18 protein-coding genes are annotated in these 16,052 nt (G+C 67.1%); 2 read left to right on the forward strand and 16 right to left on the reverse strand.

The features are described 5' to 3' along the window. Window positions 1–120 precede the first annotated feature (120 nt). The 5 genes from D7Y61_RS02910 to D7Y61_RS02930 all read right to left on the reverse strand — a co-directional run bounded on the left by D7Y61_RS02910 (window position 121) and on the right by D7Y61_RS02930 (window position 5,797). On the reverse strand, window positions 121–1,248 hold the full coding sequence (locus D7Y61_RS02910) for an ABC transporter permease (protein ID WP_180864889.1): 1,128 nt from the start codon (window positions 1,246–1,248) through the stop codon (window positions 121–123). Beyond that, window positions 1,245–2,432, reverse strand: a complete 1,188-nt coding sequence (locus D7Y61_RS02915) for an ABC transporter permease (protein WP_180864890.1) — start codon at window positions 2,430–2,432, stop codon at window positions 1,245–1,247. The genes D7Y61_RS02910 and D7Y61_RS02915 overlap by 4 nt, the downstream gene beginning before the upstream one ends. Further along, window positions 2,417–3,430 (reverse strand): HlyD family secretion protein, encoded by a 1,014-nt coding sequence (locus D7Y61_RS02920; protein ID WP_180864891.1) that lies wholly within the window; start codon window positions 3,428–3,430, stop codon window positions 2,417–2,419. Before D7Y61_RS02920 ends, D7Y61_RS02915 begins: the two co-directional genes overlap by 16 nt. Beyond that, window positions 3,423–4,823: a TolC family protein gene (locus D7Y61_RS02925; RefSeq protein ID WP_180864892.1), complete on the reverse strand. Its 1,401-nt coding sequence runs from the start codon at window positions 4,821–4,823 to the stop codon at window positions 3,423–3,425. The genes D7Y61_RS02920 and D7Y61_RS02925 overlap by 8 nt, the downstream gene beginning before the upstream one ends. A gap of 80 nt (window positions 4,824–4,903) precedes the next feature. Then, complete coding sequence (locus tag D7Y61_RS02930) at window positions 4,904–5,797, reverse strand: LysR family transcriptional regulator ArgP (RefSeq protein WP_180864893.1); 894 nt, start codon at window positions 5,795–5,797, stop codon at window positions 4,904–4,906. Between the two features lie 106 nt (window positions 5,798–5,903). On the opposite strand from D7Y61_RS02930, the gene D7Y61_RS02935 reads away from it, so the two are divergent. After that, window positions 5,904–6,524 carry a LysE/ArgO family amino acid transporter gene (locus D7Y61_RS02935; RefSeq protein ID WP_180864894.1) on the forward strand — a complete coding sequence of 207 codons (621 nt, stop codon included), beginning with the start codon at window positions 5,904–5,906 and terminating at the stop codon, window positions 6,522–6,524. Between the two features lie 175 nt (window positions 6,525–6,699). Further along, window positions 6,700–7,368: a hypothetical protein gene (locus tag D7Y61_RS02940; RefSeq protein ID WP_180864895.1), complete on the forward strand. Its 669-nt coding sequence runs from the start codon at window positions 6,700–6,702 to the stop codon at window positions 7,366–7,368. Here the strand turns inward: D7Y61_RS02940 and map are convergent. The 11 genes from map to D7Y61_RS02995 all read right to left on the reverse strand — a co-directional run bounded on the left by map (window position 7,365) and on the right by D7Y61_RS02995 (window position 16,002). Then, window positions 7,365–8,147, reverse strand: coding sequence for a type I methionyl aminopeptidase (gene map / locus D7Y61_RS02945; protein WP_180864929.1), 783 nt, complete (start codon window positions 8,145–8,147; stop codon window positions 7,365–7,367). The genes D7Y61_RS02940 and map overlap by 4 nt on opposite strands. A gap of 10 nt (window positions 8,148–8,157) precedes the next feature. Continuing rightward, window positions 8,158–8,370 (reverse strand): ParD-like family protein, encoded by a 213-nt coding sequence (locus D7Y61_RS02950; RefSeq protein WP_180864896.1) that lies wholly within the window; start codon window positions 8,368–8,370, stop codon window positions 8,158–8,160. A gap of 68 nt (window positions 8,371–8,438) precedes the next feature. Next, entirely contained in the window at window positions 8,439–8,798 is a 360-nt protein-coding gene (locus D7Y61_RS02955; protein WP_180864897.1) for a bleomycin resistance protein, read from the reverse strand. A gap of 59 nt (window positions 8,799–8,857) precedes the next feature. Next, a complete protein-coding gene (locus D7Y61_RS02960; RefSeq protein WP_180864898.1) occupies window positions 8,858–9,742 on the reverse strand; it encodes an arginase family protein in 885 nt (294 codons plus the stop codon). 3 nt (window positions 9,743–9,745) lie between these two features. Beyond that, window positions 9,746–10,810, reverse strand: coding sequence for a GNAT family N-acetyltransferase (locus D7Y61_RS02965; RefSeq protein WP_180864899.1), 1,065 nt, complete (start codon window positions 10,808–10,810; stop codon window positions 9,746–9,748). Between the two features lie 29 nt (window positions 10,811–10,839). Beyond that, window positions 10,840–12,240: an aspartate aminotransferase family protein gene (locus tag D7Y61_RS02970; protein ID WP_094000247.1), complete on the reverse strand. Its 1,401-nt coding sequence runs from the start codon at window positions 12,238–12,240 to the stop codon at window positions 10,840–10,842. A gap of 65 nt (window positions 12,241–12,305) precedes the next feature. Next, entirely contained in the window at window positions 12,306–13,022 is a 717-nt protein-coding gene (locus tag D7Y61_RS02975) for an MtnX-like HAD-IB family phosphatase (RefSeq protein WP_180864900.1), read from the reverse strand. A gap of 174 nt (window positions 13,023–13,196) precedes the next feature. Beyond that, window positions 13,197–14,399, reverse strand: coding sequence for a DegT/DnrJ/EryC1/StrS family aminotransferase (locus D7Y61_RS02980; protein WP_180864901.1), 1,203 nt, complete (start codon window positions 14,397–14,399; stop codon window positions 13,197–13,199). A 10-nt stretch (window positions 14,400–14,409) separates the two neighbouring features. Further along, entirely contained in the window at window positions 14,410–14,808 is a 399-nt protein-coding gene (locus tag D7Y61_RS02985; protein WP_180864902.1) for a DMT family transporter, read from the reverse strand. Further along, on the reverse strand, window positions 14,805–15,164 hold the full coding sequence (locus D7Y61_RS02990; protein ID WP_180864903.1) for an EamA family transporter: 360 nt from the start codon (window positions 15,162–15,164) through the stop codon (window positions 14,805–14,807). Before D7Y61_RS02990 ends, D7Y61_RS02985 begins: the two co-directional genes overlap by 4 nt. A 1-nt stretch (window position 15,165) precedes the next feature. Continuing rightward, window positions 15,166–16,002 (reverse strand): alpha/beta fold hydrolase, encoded by an 837-nt coding sequence (locus D7Y61_RS02995; RefSeq protein WP_180864931.1) that lies wholly within the window; start codon window positions 16,000–16,002, stop codon window positions 15,166–15,168. Window positions 16,003–16,052 lie beyond the last annotated feature (50 nt).

The following is a 16,052-nucleotide window of genomic DNA, read 5'->3' on the forward strand; positions in this document are numbered from 1 at the left end:
CACCGTACCGCAGCGCCCTTTCCGCCGAATGCACTACGTCGAACGCCGGCCAACGCCGGCGTTTTTCATTGCAGAAAAGGGGACGGAGGGGATTAAGTCGCAATCCCCCAATCATGCCGCTTACGATTTATTCCCCTCCGTCCCCTTTTTTGCGAGGAGGCGGTGGGCGGCGAGGCTGCCGTAGAGCACGAACAGGGCGGTGAGGGTGATCAGTTCGTGGCTGACGTCGGCCAGGCGGGCGTCCATCTGGTTCAGCCGCACCATCAGGTTGATGCCCGAGGTGGTCGGCAGCAGTTGTGCCAGCCATACCAGTGGTTGCGGCGTCATCACGGCGGGCCACGACAGGTTGGCCAGGAAGAACAGTGGGATGGAGGTGGCGATGATGTACTGGAAGGCGCGTTCGCGGGTGCGGAAGAAGCTGCCGATGTACAAGCCGAACGCTACCGTGGCGGCGATGAACAGTGTGCCACCCAGCAGCTGGCCCAATGGATTGCCGCCGCGCGGATAGTCCTGCACCCAGGCGGTGAAACCGGCGTAGTAGAACAGGCCGAACAGGCCGATCAGGCCGAAGCCCAATGCCATGCCGATCAGTGTCGGCAGGTCGAAGCGCAAGCGGCGGCCTAGCGCGAGGCGGCGGCCGCCGAGCAGCACGCCGATGCCCATCAACAGGGTCTGGTGCACGATCAGCTCGGCCACGCCGGGCACGATGGCGCTGCCATAGCCTTCCTGGGTGTTGTACAGCGGGCGCTGCACCAGCGCGACCGGCGGTGCCTGCGGTGCGCCCATGAAGGCGGCCTGTCCGACCACCGCATCCCGCCCGAATGCGCCCAGTGCCTCGGCCACACTTCCCAGCACCCAGCTGGCGCGGCCCAGGTAGGCGCCGTTGCCGAGCAGCACCAGCTTGGCCGGGTGCCCGCGCAGGATGTCGCGCTCCAGGTTGGCCGGGATCAGCACGATGCCCTCGGCATGGCCCGCTTCCAGCTGCTGGCGCGCGCTGTCGATGTCTGCCGGTTGCCCGACCACGCGCGCGACCCGCAGTGCATCGAGCTTGCGCAGCAGTTCGCGGCTGGTGGCGCTGTGGTCTTCGTCCACCACCAGCACCGGCAGGTTGCCGGCCACCTGGTGGCGATACGCGGCCGGGTAGAAGAACGAGTACAGGATCACTGCGCCGACCATCACCACGATCGCGTAGCGGTCGCACAGGACTGCCATCAGGGTCTGCCGCAGGCTGCGCCACAGTGCGCTCATGCGTCTGCCCCCGCCGGCTGCGCGGCTTCGGGTGTGCGCGCGAAGGCGACCAGACGCAGGCCACCGATGCCGCCAGCGATCAGTGACATCAGCAGCAGCGTGGCCAGTGGCCACAGCGAAACCTGCAGCGGTGAGCCGATGAACTGCTGCTGGGTCTGCAGCTTGATGTAGGCGCTGAGCGGCAGCAGCTGATGCCAGACGCGGGTGAACAACGGACCGTCCAGCACCGGGAAGGTGGCGCTGGAGAACGCCAGCGCGGTGCCGATGCTGAGGCCCGCGGCGGACAGTGCGGTGCCCATGTCGCGGGTGACGCCGACGAAGAACAGCGCGTAGGCGGCGGTAGCGAGGTAGAACAGCGGTTGCGCGAGCACCAGCAGCAGCACGCTGCCGGCCACGCCATCGCCGCGCAGCCAGGCGAGGTAGCCCAGCCCCAGCGCGCCATACAGCGAGAACAGCAGGATGTACGGCGTGATCTTGCCGGCAATGGCCGCCCGCGGCGTGCGGCCCAGCCAGGCGGGCAGCGTGCCGTCGCGGATCTCGCGGCCGAGGCTGCCGGCCACGGCCAGCGCCAGTACCAGTGACAGTACCGCCGGGAAGATCAGCGGCAGCAGGAACAGTTCGTAGCTGCGCGCCGGGTTGTAGAGGATGTCCGACTGCACCGCGATGGGGGCCGCGCGCAGTTTGCCTGGACCGACCTGCAGGCCGATGCGCTCGCGCAGCAGGCGTGCGTTCCAGGCCGAGACCGCATCGCCGATATCACGCGCGGCGGACTGGCCGGTGGTCATGTAGGTGGCGTTGTAATAGGCGAACACCGTGCCCTGGCGGCCACGCAGCGCCTGCCGGGTGACATCGCTTGGCACCAGCACGATCGCGAACACGTCCAGGCGGCGCAGCTGCGAACGCGCATCCTCCAGGTCCGCCGGCTGGCTGGCGATGCGCACGCCCGGGCTGGCATCGAGCATGCGCAGCAGCAGGCGGCTGTCACTGCTGTGGTCGAGATCGACCACGGCGATTGGAATGTCACGCATCACCGAGGGCGTGAACATCCACGCCATCAGCACCAGCATCAACAGCGGCAGCAGTGTGACCAGCATCAGGTCGGCGCGGTTGCCGCGCAGCGCACGCAGCTCGCGCCGCCACGAAGCGGCGAAGCCGTTGCGGTCCGGGCTCAGTGCTGGGGCCATGCGAACAGCACGCTCATGCCGGGGCGGAAGCCCTCGATGCGGCGTACCGGGCGCACCCGCACCTCGAAGCTGCGGACGTCGTAGCCGGACGACTGGCGGGTGGTACGCCATGTCGCATAGTCGCCGGCAGGATTGATGAAGTAGACCTCGAACGCAGCGTCCTGCCCCAGCGCGGGCACGCTGCCCTTCAGCGTGCTGCCGACCTTCAGACCCTGCATCTGCGATTCGCGCAGGTTCATCGCCACCCACATGCGGTCGATGTCGACCAGGGTGAATACCGGGTAGCCGGCCGGCACCAGTTCGCCCGGGTCGGCCATGCGCTTGTTGATCTCGCCCGCCACCGGCGCGCGCCCTTCCACTTCGGCACGCGCGGCGTTGACCTCGGCCACCGCGCCCTGCGCCTGCTGCACCTGGCCCTGCGCGGCGCGCTTGTCCTGCTCGCGGGCGCCGGCCAATGCCATGTCGTACTGCGCGCGGGCGGCACGCGCCAGTTCGCGTGAACTGGTGGCCTGGGCATGGGCCTCATCGCGCTTCTGCCGGGTCATTACCCCTTCGTTGAACAGGTTCTGCACGCGCTGGTAAGTGGCCTCGGCCAGCGTCGCGCCGGCTTCGGCGCGCTTCCAGTTGGCTTCCGCGGCGCGGATGTCTTCGCTGCGCGCGCCTTCGTCGGCCTTGTCGGCCACCGCCTGCGCGGCGGCCAGCGCGCCGTGCGCCTGCTGTTCCTTGGCGGCCACTTCGGGGCTGTCGAGCAGGAACAGCACCTGTCCGGGCTGCACGCGGTCACCCTCTCGCACCTTCAGTTCGGCCACGCGCGCGGTGATCTTGGCGGCCACGTTGATCGTGTCCGCATCGGCCATGCCCTGGATCTGGTCGGCGGGGCTGCGCCAGGCCAGCCACAGGCCCAGCACCACCACGATCAGCAGCACCACCGCCAGAATCGGGCCCAACCGGCGCTTGCCCGGGGGCGTCGTCGCTTCGTCGTGCAGCACATCACTCATGGTCGATCACCTCGTCCGCACGGCGCCGGAATTCTTCAAAACGGTCCATCTGTCCACTGACCTCCAGCAACTGTGCCAGCGCAATATCGTATTGGTAGGCGGCCTGCGCTCGCTCGACGCGGGCGCCGCCGAGGCCGAGCCGTGCGTCGATCACATCCAGCGAGGTGGCCTGGCCTTCGCGGAACGCCAGTTCCTGCAGGCGCAGGTTCTCCTGTGCCTGGGCGATGCTGCTGTCCAGCAGCACGTACTGCTGGCGCGCGGTTTCCAGTTCGTTCCAGGCCTTGCGCACGCCCAGCGCGACCTGGTTCTCGGCCTCGCGCAGGCCCGCTTCGGCCTGTTCCTGTTGCGCACGTGCGGCGCTGATCTGCGCCGGCCGCGAGTTCGGCGACAGGAAGGTGTACTTCAGGCCGATGCCGAACGCCCAGTCCGGGTCGGTCAGCATTTCATCGCGGCGGCGGAAGTCGTACTGTCCAAAGGCGAAGATCTGCGGTTTCAGCTTGGCCTGCTGCACGCGGACGCCTTGCTCGGCCTGCGCGACCATCGCCCGCAGGCGCGCGATCTGCGGCTGGCGCGCCTGCGCGGTACGCTCGAAGCTGGCCACCGGTTCCAGTGGCACGCGCTGCACGAACAACGGCGACACCGGCTGTACCTCGCCACCACTGCGCAGCAACGTGGCCAGCGCGGCCTTCAACGTGGCCAGGTCGTTCACCGTCTTCTGGTACTCGCGCTCGGCCTTGTCGCGGGCCACGGTGGCCTGCAGGCGCTGGGCACGGGTGGCGAAGCCTTCGCGCTCCAGCTTTTCCGCGTCTGACAGATGGCGATTCAAGCCATCGCGCACATCACGACGTACGTCCACCGCCTGCTCGGCCAGGCGCTGGCCGAAATAGGCCTGGGCCAGCTGCACGGTCAGCGATTGGCGCTGTGCCTCGCGCTCGGCACTGGCCTGTTCGTGGGCGGCGCTCGCCGCGCGCTGCGCGGCCGGAATCACGCCACCGGTGTACAGCGGCAGCACAGCCGTCACCACCGGACGCGTGCGCCAGTCGCGTTCGGTGAACGACAGCGGCGAGTCGATGCCATAAGCCTCAGCCACCGGCGCCAGTGAGCCCAGCGGTAGGGTGAGGGTCTTCTGGAACTGCAGGCGGCGCACTTCGCCGGTGATCTCCGGCAGGCGCAGCAGGCGCGTGGCGTCCTGCAGATCCTGCTTGTTGCGCACCGCCGCGTCGGCGGCCGCGAGCGCGTCTGAGACCTGTTCCAAGCGTTGCCGCGCCTGTTCCCAGTCCAGCGCCGGTGCATCGGCAGTGCTCTGCGCGGGCGCAGCAAATGGCAGGCAGGCTGCCAGCGCCAGCGCGGCCGTCGCGCGGTGCGTCCTTGTCCGTCGGCCGATCACGCCCATGCCGTCCCAGTAGTGAAGAAGTGCGCAAACGGTAGTGCGCGCGGCGTGAAGCCCGGGTCTGCGGTCATCGTGTGTGGTCCTCAGCGAAGGGTGCCGCCGGCGGCGGTGCGCAGCGCCTGGGTGATGTGCTGCAGCGTGCTTGAACGCACGGCCGCATGCTGCCAGTACAACGGCACGTCGAGCCAGCGACGGGGTTCCAGTATCACCACGCGGCCGGCGCGCACGGCGGGCGCGACCAGGGTTTCCGGGGCCATGCCCCAGCCGAGTCCGCACGCGGCGGCTTCGACGAAACCGGTGGAGGAGGGCAGGTAGTGTAGCGGCGGCTGCAGCCGCGCGCGGGTCAGGCGACGCACGAAACGCCATTGCAGTTCATCCTTGCGGTTGAACACCAGCATCGGTGCGAGGGCCAGCGCCGCAGCCTGCATGCCCTCGCCAAAGTACTGGCGGGCGAAGCCGGGCGAGGCGATGGCGTGGTAGCGCATCGCGCCGAGTGGGTGCACGTTGCAGCCCTTCACCGGCTGGCTTTCGGCGGTGACTGCGCCGAGCACGCTGCCATCGCGCAGCAGTTGCAGAGTGTGGTCCTGGTCGTCCATGCGCAGGTCGAACAGGTAGCCGTGGCGCTGGTGCAGGTCGGCGATGGCCGGCACGAACCAGGTATCGAGCGAATCATCATTGACCGCCAAGGGAATCGGCGTGCGCGCGGCGTCGCTGCCACGCTCGGGCAGCAGCTCGGCCAGCGCTTCGGCTTCCAGTGCCTGCATTGGTCGTACGCGGCGCAGCAGCGCTTCGCCTGCGGCGGTGGGGCGGCACGGTGCCTGACGTACCACCAGTACCTGGCCGAGCCTGTCCTCCAGCGCCTTGATCCGCTGCGACAGTGCTGATGGGCTGATCGACAGGCGGCGTGCCGCGGCCTCGAAGCTGCCTTCTTCCAGCACCGCAGCAAACGCGGCCAGTTGCGGATGTACCAGATCCATGCCGGTGCCTCTTCAGTTTTCCTGCACAGGATAAAGAAAAATCAGATTGTCTAAACAGGGGCGGCGACCGCACCCTGCGCGTCCCCTCGCTGCCTGGCCTGTCCTGATGTGGATCGCCGCTACCGTCGCCGGCCTGCTTGCAGGTGCCGGCCTGATCATCGCCATTGGTGCACAGAACGCCTTCGTGCTGCGCCAGGGGCTGCAGCAGCGTCACGTGGGGCGCGTGGTGCTGGCCTGTGCCGGCGCAGACACCGCGCTGATCCTGGCCGGGGTGGGTGGCATGGGCGCGCTGGTGCTGCAGTGGCCATTGCTGCTGCAGGTGCTGCGCTTCGGTGGTGCAGCGTTCCTGCTCTGGTATGGCCTGCAGGCGGGGCTGCGCGCGTGGCGCGGTGGCAGTGCGCTGGCCGCAGCCGAGCCAGCGGGTGGCAACGGACGCCACGTGCTGCTCACCTGCCTGGCGTTCACCCTGCTCAATCCGCACGTCTATCTGGATACCGTGGTGCTGCTGGGCAGCCTGTCCACGCGCTGCCCGGGTGACCTGCGCTGGGCGTTCGCCGCCGGTGCCTGCATGGCCAGCGTGGTCTGGTTCTGCACGTTGGGCTACGGCGCGCGCCTTCTGCAGCCGGTGTTCCGCAGGCCGGGCGCCTGGCGGGTGCTGGACACTGGCGTGGCGGTGTTCATGTTCTGCCTCGCTTCGCTGCTGCTGTTGCGTCCACTATCGCCATGAGTGCGTGATGTACGCCGGTGTTGCGTATGTGTTCCATCGGTATGGTTCACGCGACAGGTCGCGGCGCGGATAATGCGTGCCTCGCCGCGACCCCGCCGCGCATGCCGTCGTCCGGCAGCCCCCGGGTCGCCTGTGTTCCTGTTGTACGTCCGCCATTGTGCGGCATCGGTGTTGCATGAAAGACAATCTACGACTGCTCCTTTCCCATCTGGGACGCACGCTTCTGTTCGGCCTGATGATGGCCATTCCGCCGGCGCTGGCCTGGCTTGATATCCACTGGTTGGGCAACGCGGTTGGGGAGTGGTCGCTGGTCGAGCTGACCCAGGAGGGTTTTCTGGTCGCAAGCGTGGCCGCCTTCGTCCGGCTGGCATTGCAACGTGTGGATGATCGGCCCTTCGCCGTTCTGGCTGCAGCGCTGTTTGCCTGCATGTTCCTGCGTGAGATGGACGAGGCGCTGGATCTGATCGCACACGGTTTCTGGAAGTATCCGGTGGCCGTGCTGATTGCCGGTTCGCTGGCCTGGGCCGGCCGCGACTGGCGAAGGAGCGTGCAGGGGCTGGTGCGCTTCCTGGTATCGAGGCCGGGTACGGTGATGACCATCGGCCTGGTCCTTCTGCTGTTCTACTCGCGCCTGATCGGCATGACATCGTTGTGGAGCGGGCTGCTGGGAGACCAGTACATCCGGGTGTTCAAGAACACCATCGAGGAAACCACCGAACTGCTGGGCTACACCTTCATCCTTGCCGCCAGCGTCGGCTACGTGGCACAACGCGTGCGTGAACCGCTGACGGGACGACACCGCGCCCTGCATGACGCGGCCGGGATGCAGCAGCGTCCGTTCTAGGCCGCATCCACCGCGCACAGGGGCGCTTCGGCCGGGCGCAGGGTCAGCACGCGCACGCCGCTGCGGGTGACCGCTACGGTGTGTTCGAACTGCGCCGAGAGCTTTCCATCGCGCGTGTATACCGGCCATTCGCCCGGCTGCTGGCGGATGGCTGGCTTGCCCTGGTTGAGCATCGGCTCGACGGTGAACACCATGCCCTCTTCCAGCACCATGCCGGTGCCGGGATGGCCGTAGTGCAGGATCTGCGGTTCCTCGTGCATTTCCTGGCCGATGCCGTGCCCGCAATACTCCTTCACCACGCTGTAGCCGTGGCTGCGGGCGTGACGGGCGATGGCGTGGCCGATGTCACCCAGGCGCGCGCCGGGCCGCACCACGGCGATGCCTTTCCACATCGCCTGGTAGGCGGTCTGCACCAGCCTGCGCGCGGCGTAGTCGACCTCGCCGACCAGGTAGGTGGTGCTGGAGTCGGCGATGTAGCCGTTCTTCTCCAGCGTGATATCGAGGTTGACGATCTGGCCATTGCGCAGCACGTCGGAGGTGCTGGGCACGCCGTGGCAGATGACGTTGTCGATCGAAGTGTTGAGCACATACGGGAAGTCGTACTGGCCCTTGCTGGCGGGCCGTGCCTGCAGCTCATCGACGATCATGCGCTCGACGAAATCGTTGATCTCCATCGTGCTTCGGCCCTGCAGCGGCAGCCGGTCGAGCGCGGCGAACACCCGCGCCAGCAGGCGCCCGGATTCGGCCATCAGCGCGATTTCGTCGGGGCGCTTGATGATGCCCATGGGCTCAGACCTGGCCCGACGGCAGCAGTGGCGGCTGCACGCCGGCCGCGCGCAGTTCGCTGGCGACGATATCCTGGAAGCTCAGCGTAGGATTCATCTCGCACAGCATGCCGACCCGGATCCAGAAGTTGGCCTGGGCGTTGATCGAGCGGCTGGAGACGGTGCAGGCGCGACGCAGCTGGTCGTGCAGGGTGTCATCGATGTTGACGATGCCCATGAGGGCTCCTTGAGGAGTGAATATACGAATCGTATACGTTTCGTATGTCCGTCTCAAGCCAGCGTCATTCAGTCCGTGTGGGTGGCGAAGCGCAACCGGTTGCCATCCGGGTCGCGCAGCAGCATTTCGCGGCTGCCCCATTCGGTGTCATGCGGCGGCTGCTCGATCGGCACGCTGGCCGAACTGAAGGCGCGGTGCAGGGCATCCACATCCTCGACGATGAAGTACACCGCTCCGCCGACCTCGCAGTCGCCCGTGTGTTCGGTGAGGAAGATCGTCTGGCCATCGCGGGTGAGCTGGGCGAACAGCGGAAAACCGGGCTCGAAGCGATGCTCCCAGTCGACCACGAAGCCCAGCCCCTGCACGTAGAACGGCAGGGTGGTATCGGCGTGACGCATGCGCAGTTGCGGGATGACGGTCTGGGTCATGGCGGGGGCTCCTGGGGTGGGAATCCAGTGTAGTGCCGGCCAGCGGCCGGCACCTGCAGTCAGCAGGCCATCGGGACCGAAGCCATCGCTGCCAGCAGTTCGCGGTTCACCTGCTGGTGCCGGGCCTGCCAGGCGGGAAGATCATCGGCGCTGATGTCCGGCTGGCCATCCAGTGACGACAGCCAGCGCTTGAAGCGGCTCTGGTAGTTGGCCAGCGACACTTCGCCGGTGATGTCACTGCCGACCAGGCCGCCGGCACGCAGCGCCTCGATCACCACCAGCGCGTCCTCCAGCTGGAAGCGGCCCTGGTCCCAGTTGCTGCGGGCTACGTCCTCGGCGAACACGTCCTTGTCGATCGACAGGTAGGTGGGTTGTGGCGACTTGGCCTGTTCGGCAGCGAACGCGGCCACCAGCGCTTCAGGGTGCTCGAAGCGGCGGAAGGCGTGGCCCATGCCGAGGCGATGGCCCCAGCCGACATCCACGTCCATGCACCAGTACGTCAGGCGGCCGCCCAGCAGCGGGCGCCAGTGGTTCTCCCAGGCGTGGCCGAGGCCGATGTCGCTGGAGGTGATGCCGAGTACATGAATGTGCGAGATCTGCGGCAGCTTGCTGGCAGCGTTCACCCACGAACCGCAGTGCATGCCGAACGGAAAACGCATGTTGTCCGGATGGTTGTCCAGCACCACCAGCTGGAACGGCGCCTGTGCGCGCATGCGGCGCAGCAGCGGCAGGCTGAGATGGTGGAAGTCACCACTGCCGAGCATCACTGTGCACGGCTGCGCAGGCAGCGACGCCAGTACTTCAGCGCCGAAGCGATCCAGGGTGGCGTTGCTGCAGGCGAAGCGCAGTGGATCGTGCCACTGCGGCAGCGCCAGGGTCTGCGCCTGTGGCAGCGGCAGCACGCCACCGTCCAGGTCCAGGATCAGCGGGGAACGCACCAGCATTGCTCAGCCGCCTCCATCAGGTTCGCCCTGCAGGTATGGTGCCAGCCGGCGCAGGGCGGCGCGCAGCAGTGGGGAGCGTGCGTGGATCGCATGCCGGGTGGAGGTGAAGCGGGCGCCCAGCTCGGCCTTGATCCGCGAATCGGTCCAGCCAGCCACGTAGTGGCTCAGGCCGTGCAGCAGCGCGTACTCAAGGTTGTGCATCCAACTCACCGCGTACAGATTGTGCTCGCGCGACTGCGGGTAGGCCAGGCCGATGTACTTGTCCACCAGTTTTCCTGCATGCACGTAGCAAAGGTTCCAGCCGATCAGCCGGCCCTGGTGGCGGTACAGGAACATGCGCCCCTGGCCGTGGCCATCGGCCAGCAGATGCCGGAAGTAGGCGGGTTCGAGCTGGTCGAAGTGCACTGCACTCTGCGCGTACACGGCCAGGTACAGTGCATGCAGTTCGGCCTGCAGCTGCGGGTCGGCCAGGGCCGGATCTCCCGTGGCGATGCAGTCGATCTGCAGGCCGTCGCGCGAACGGAGCTTGCGTCGGATGTTCTTGCGGCGCGAGGGCGACAGCCGGCCAAGATAGCCGTCGATCGAATCGAAATCGATCGCCACCCAGGCCAGCGGCATGCCGTCCAGTTCAACGAAGCCGCGCGCCAGCAATGCCTGCAGGAAGGACGCGCTGTGCGCATTGGCCGCGTCGTCCAGCAGTGGTGAATCGATGGCCAGGTCCTTGACCACCAGCAGCCGGGTATCGCCGATCGCGTGACGCGTCACGTCCTCGGCCAGCGCCTCCGGCGCGACGTGTGCCGGCAGCGGGGTGTACTCGGTGGCGGTGGCGCCGACGAAGCGGGTCTTCCAGGTGATCCACGGCCGCCACAGGCGCGACAGCGGCAGGCCGAGCAGCCTGCTGCGTAGCGCGTCGTCCATCGTGGTGGTCAGGTCGAGCGGTGCACGGAAGGTCGGCAGGCCGCTGGGAAGGCGGCCTGCCTCGAATCCGAGCGGCGGGTGGGCCAGGAAGCCTTCCAGCAGCGCGGCCGGTTCCAGCGCGGTGCTGGATGCACGTGACGTCATTTCCATCAGCACGGGAACCGGCAGCGCATCCGACCTCAGCCCTTGGCCTTGGTCAGCGCCTGGTCAAGCAGGATGATCGCCAGGTCGATCTCTTCGTAGCTGATGTCCAGCGACGGCGCAAATGTGATCACGTTCTTGTACCAGCCACCCACGTCCAGCACGAGGCCCATGCGCTTGCCGTCGTGCAGCAGGTCACCTGCCAGGCCGATGTCGACCATGCGGTCCAGCAGTTCCTTGTTCGGCGTGTAGCCGTCGGTCTGGCAGATCTCCGCACGCAGGGCCAGGCCCAGGCCGTCGACGTCGCCGATTTCCGGGTGACGCTTCTGCAGACCACGCAGGCCGTCGAGGAAGTACGCGCCCTTTTCCGGCACAGTGCGCTCGTAGTCCATTTCCTTGCCCAGCTTCAGGACTTCCAGGCCCAGGCGGGTGCCCAGCGGGTTGGAGTTGAACGTGGAATGGGTGGAGCCCGGCGGGAACACGGTCGGGTTGATCAGCTCTTCGCGTGCCCACAGGCCGGACAGCGGGTTCAGGCCGTTGGTCAGCGCCTTGCCGAATACCAGCACGTCCGGGGTGACGCCGAAGTGCTCGATCGACCACAGCTTGCCCGTGCGCCAGAAGCCCATCTGGATTTCATCGACGACCATCAGGATGCCGTACTTGTCCAGCACGCGCTTGAGACCGGTGAAGAAGTTGCGCGGCGGGATGACGTAGCCGCCGGTGCCCTGGATCGGCTCGACGTAGAACGCGGCGTACTCGGCCTGGCCGACCTTGGGATCCCACACGCCGTTGTATTCGCTTTCGAACAGGCGCTCGAACTGCCACACGCAGTGGTCGGAATACTCGTCCGGGGTCATGCCCTTCGGGCGGCGGAACGGGTACGGGAACGGGATGAACATCGCACGCTCGCCGAAGTGACCGTAGCGGCGGCGGTATCGGTAGCTGGAGGTGATCGACGAGGCGCCCAGGGTACGGCCGTGGTAGCCGCCTTCGAAGGCGAACATCAGGCTCTTTCCGCCACGCGCGTTGCGCACGATCTTCAGCGAATCCTCGATGGCCTGCGCACCGCCGACGTTGAAGTGCACGCGGCCATCGAGGCCGAACTTCTCATGCATGTCCACGGCAATGGTCTTGGCCAGCTGCACGCGGGTCGGATGCAGGTACTGGCTGGCGACCTGCGGCAGGGTGTCGATCTGGTCCTTCAGCGCGTCGTTCAGGCGCTTGTTGCTGTAGCCGAAATTGCAGGCCGAGTACCACATCTGCAGGTCGAGGTAGGGCACGCCCGCACCATCGAACATGTAGCTGCCTTCGCCGCGCTGGAAGATCTTCGGTGGGTCGACGTAGTGGACGGTGTCGCCGAAGGAGCTGTAGCGGGCTTCGTCGGCCAGCAGCTGCGCATCGGAGGCAGCGGCGTCGGCGTTCTTGTCAAAAATATTCATGCAGTTCGGTTCCGTGAAGGACGTTCGAAAGGGGGCAACGGGGGAGCGTGGCTGGAAGGGAGTGCTCAGGCGGTGGCCAGCATCAGGGGCAGTACGGCGGGCTGCGGGCTGGCGTCGATGCGACATGGCTGCAGCAGGCTGCCATCAAGCAGGCGCGGCAACAGCGCGATTGCATCGTGGAAGGTGTCGATGGCGGCATGCTCGATGCCGGCCTTCGTGCAATGGGTGATCAGGCGGCGCTTGGCGAACACGAAGTCGGCATCTTCGGACACACAGAAATCCGAGCTGCCGTCGCCGATCATCAGCACGCGCGGTGCTTGGTTGGCGCGCGCCTGCGCGGCGCAGGTACATTTGCAGGTACCGCTGCGGCAACCTTCGGCCTGATAGGGCGATTCCAGTTCCCAGTGGTCTTCGCACCAGCGCAGATGGTTGGCCACCACCGGCAGTCGCGACAGGCCGTGGTTGGCGAGGATGCGGTGGATCGCATAGTCCAGGCCATCGCTGACGATGCGCAGCGGCAGGCCCAGTTGTTCGGCGCGGGCGACGAAGGCGACGAAGCCCGGATCGATCTGCACCTGGTCCAGGTGCGCATCAAGCGTGGCCGGGTCCAGCTTCAGCAGCCGCACCTGGCCCTGCATGCATTCGCGCGAGCCGATCTTTCCTGCCTTCCACTGGTCTTCCAGCGCCTGCCAGCCCGGCTGGCCGTACTTCTCCAGCAGCGAGTCGATGACATCCTCGAGGCTGATGGTGCCGTCGAAGTCACACAGGATGCTCCAGTGCATGGGCAGGTCCGTCGATGAAGGAAACGTCCGGCTCGATGCCGGGGCAGGCTCAATGTAGGCAGGCCGCCTTTCTCGTTCCTTTCCTGTTGTAAGGCTTCATTGAGGGGCTGGGAAAGCGTTCAGGAAGGCGTCTGGAAGAATGCGCGAAACACAGGCCACGCATGCGCGTGCGGGTCACGCGCGGGCCAGAGCCTGCAGTATTTCTGCCGTGTCTTCACGGGTCTGCCAGGCGCTGTTGCCCAGGGTGAGCATGCGTGCGGCGAAGTCGCGTGCGTTGGGCATATCGCTCTGCGGCACGATGCCGCGCAGGTAGGCGTAGCCGGGCAGGGCGTGGATGAACATGCGGCTGGCACCCAGCCCGCGTGGCCACAGGTCCTTCAGTGCGGTATCGCGCGCGCGCTGGCTGGGCAGCAGCAGCATCAGCAGTGGCCAGGTGCCACCGCTACCGGCGAGACCGTCGACCACCTCTACGGCGGGCAGCTGCGCCAGCTGCACGCGCAGCTGCAATGCACGCAGGCGGCCGGCCTGCAGGAATGCGGGCAGGCGCTGCGCGGCATGGGCGCCGATGTTCTGTCGCCACCGGCTGACCCGGTGCTGCGGGATGTCCAGCGGGAATCTGTCACCGACCGCGTCTTCCAGATCGCCACGCCGCAGCGCGCTGCGCAGCGGATTGCCGTACACCAGTGAAAGCAGCGAAGGGCGGTAGCACGTGGCCAGGCCAAGCAGCTGCATGCTGCGCAGCAGCTCCCAACGCAGGTTGAAATGGACGTGTCGGGCGGCATGCCCGGCCAGGGCAGCGCGCAGTTCGTCATCGCGGCTGACCAGCAGGCCGCCTTCATGCAGGCTCAGGCCCTTGCCGGCGGCCAGGCTGAAGAAGCCGATGTCGCCGCGCAGGCCGACGCTGCTGTTGCCGACCCTCGCCCCCAGGGCCTGCGCTGCGTCCTCGATCACCCAGGCGCCGACTCCGTGTGCAACCTCGTTGGCGAGCTCGACATCGGCGATACGGCCCCCGAGATGGGTGGGCAGGATCGCCAGCGTACGCGCGGTGGCCTGTCGCTTGAGCTGGCCGGGATCGAAGTCGAAGTGGCCGGGGCGGGTATCGCACAATTGCACGCGCAGGCCAAGGCTGTGCACCGCGATCGGCACCAGCGGGCAGGTGTAAGCCGGCAGGATCACGGTGTCGCGCTTGGGTGCGCGCTTGCGCAGCGCCCGCAGTGCGATCAGCAGCGCGTGCGTGCCGGAACAGGTCAACTGCAGCGGTGGTGTGCCGAGCTGGTTGGCCAGGATGTCGCGCAGGTCACCGCCACCGGGAAGGAAGTCGCTGGCCTGCATCGGCAGGCCGGCGGTGGGTGGCAGCTCGCGCGCGAACAGGCTCATTGCAATGCACTCATGCCGTGCTTTCGGCAGGGCTGTGGGGGTCGTCGGCCTCCGCGCGGCCCAGGCAGACGATGCCGGCCACGATCAGTACCGCGCCGATCAGATGATGCAGCGTCAGCGGCTCGTTCAGCAGCCACGCCGACAGCAGTAGAACGCTGATCACCTCCAGGTGCGAAGCCGCGAATGCCGGGCCGATCGGCGCGTGGCGCAGCAGGCTCATCCAGGTGAAGAATGCACCGATGTAGCCGAGGATGGCGCCGTACACCCACGGCTGCGACAGTACGCGCAGCAGCCATGCCGTGTTGGCCTCGACCGGCAGCGCGGCATCACCGGCGTACTTGAAGCACAGCTGGGCCAGCGTGTCGAAGGACACCAGCAGCGGGAAGCCGATCACATACAGGCGCCTCATGAGCCGGCCCCCACAACGGCCACGCCCGCCGTGACCAGCAGCATGCCGGTCACCCGCAGTGGCGTGAGCTTTTCGCGGAACAGAATGCGTCCGGCAATCATCAGTGCGACGATGTTGATTGAGCCCAGCAGCACGCCTTTGGACAGCGGAACCAGTGACAGGAACGCGATCCAGGCGACGAACTCAAGCACGTAGCAGGCGATGCCGATCCACAGCCAGGGGCGGCTGAGCATGTGTTTCCAGCGTTGCAGTCCTTCGCCGTTCTGCGGGTCGCTGGCGGCGGCCTTGAAGGCGAGCTGGCCGCCGGTATCGAGCACCACGTTCGCCAACCACAGCAGCGTGGCAAGTGCTCCCATTTCAGGCCACCGCCTTGAGCACACCCGTACGCTCACCGATCCCGGTGAAGAAGCGTGCGCTGCGGCGGATCACGTCGCGGCGTTCGCGGTCGATGGTGATCATGTGGTAGCTGTCTTCCAGCACCACCAGTTCCTTCGGGCCGCTGACCCGCGACATCACAAGTTCGGCGTTGCCCATGCTGGCCACGTCGTCCTCGCGGGCGTGCATCACAAGGCAGGGCGCGGTGACCTGGTGCAGGTGGCGGCGGGTCCAGTGGCTCAGCGCACGCATTTCGGCCAGTGCGTGCCAAGGGTTGCCCGGCAGGCCAGCGGCGGCGCTGTCGCCGGACAGCATGGCGGCGCTCACCTGTGCACGCAGGCGCTCGTCACGCAGGCCGTACGGGGGCTCTTCCATGAACATGCGGTTGCGGCCGATGTTCAAACGCTTGAACCACGGCAGCAGGAACGAGAAGCGGGCCACGGCGGGAATGTTCCAACCGTCGTAGCGGAACGTGGCGCCGTATACGCCCACGCCGGACACCCACTCCGGGCGACGTGCCGCCAACGCCAGCGAAAGTACCGCGCCCATCGACAGGCCACCGACGAACAGCTGGTCGACCTTGCCACGCAGGTTTGCCGCCGCATCTTCCACGCCCTGGTACCACTGTTCCCAGGTGGTCGCCAGCAGGTCATCGACGGTGCCGCAATGGCCGGGCAGCTGCACGCCGTGCACGGTGAAACCGGCGTTGTTCAACCCCTTGCCCAGCATGCGCATTTCCGCCGGGGTACCGGTCAGGCCATGTACCAGCAGCACGCCCTGTGGGCCACCGGGGAGGAAGAAGTCGTGCGAGTCGGTCACCTGGCGGCTCCGGGTCGGCAGTGGGGAAGGCAGGATCGCAAGTGCGATTT

The organism is Stenotrophomonas maltophilia (genome assembly GCF_013464485.1).
GTDB classification, from domain to species: domain Bacteria; phylum Pseudomonadota; class Gammaproteobacteria; order Xanthomonadales; family Xanthomonadaceae; genus Stenotrophomonas; species Stenotrophomonas maltophilia_AW.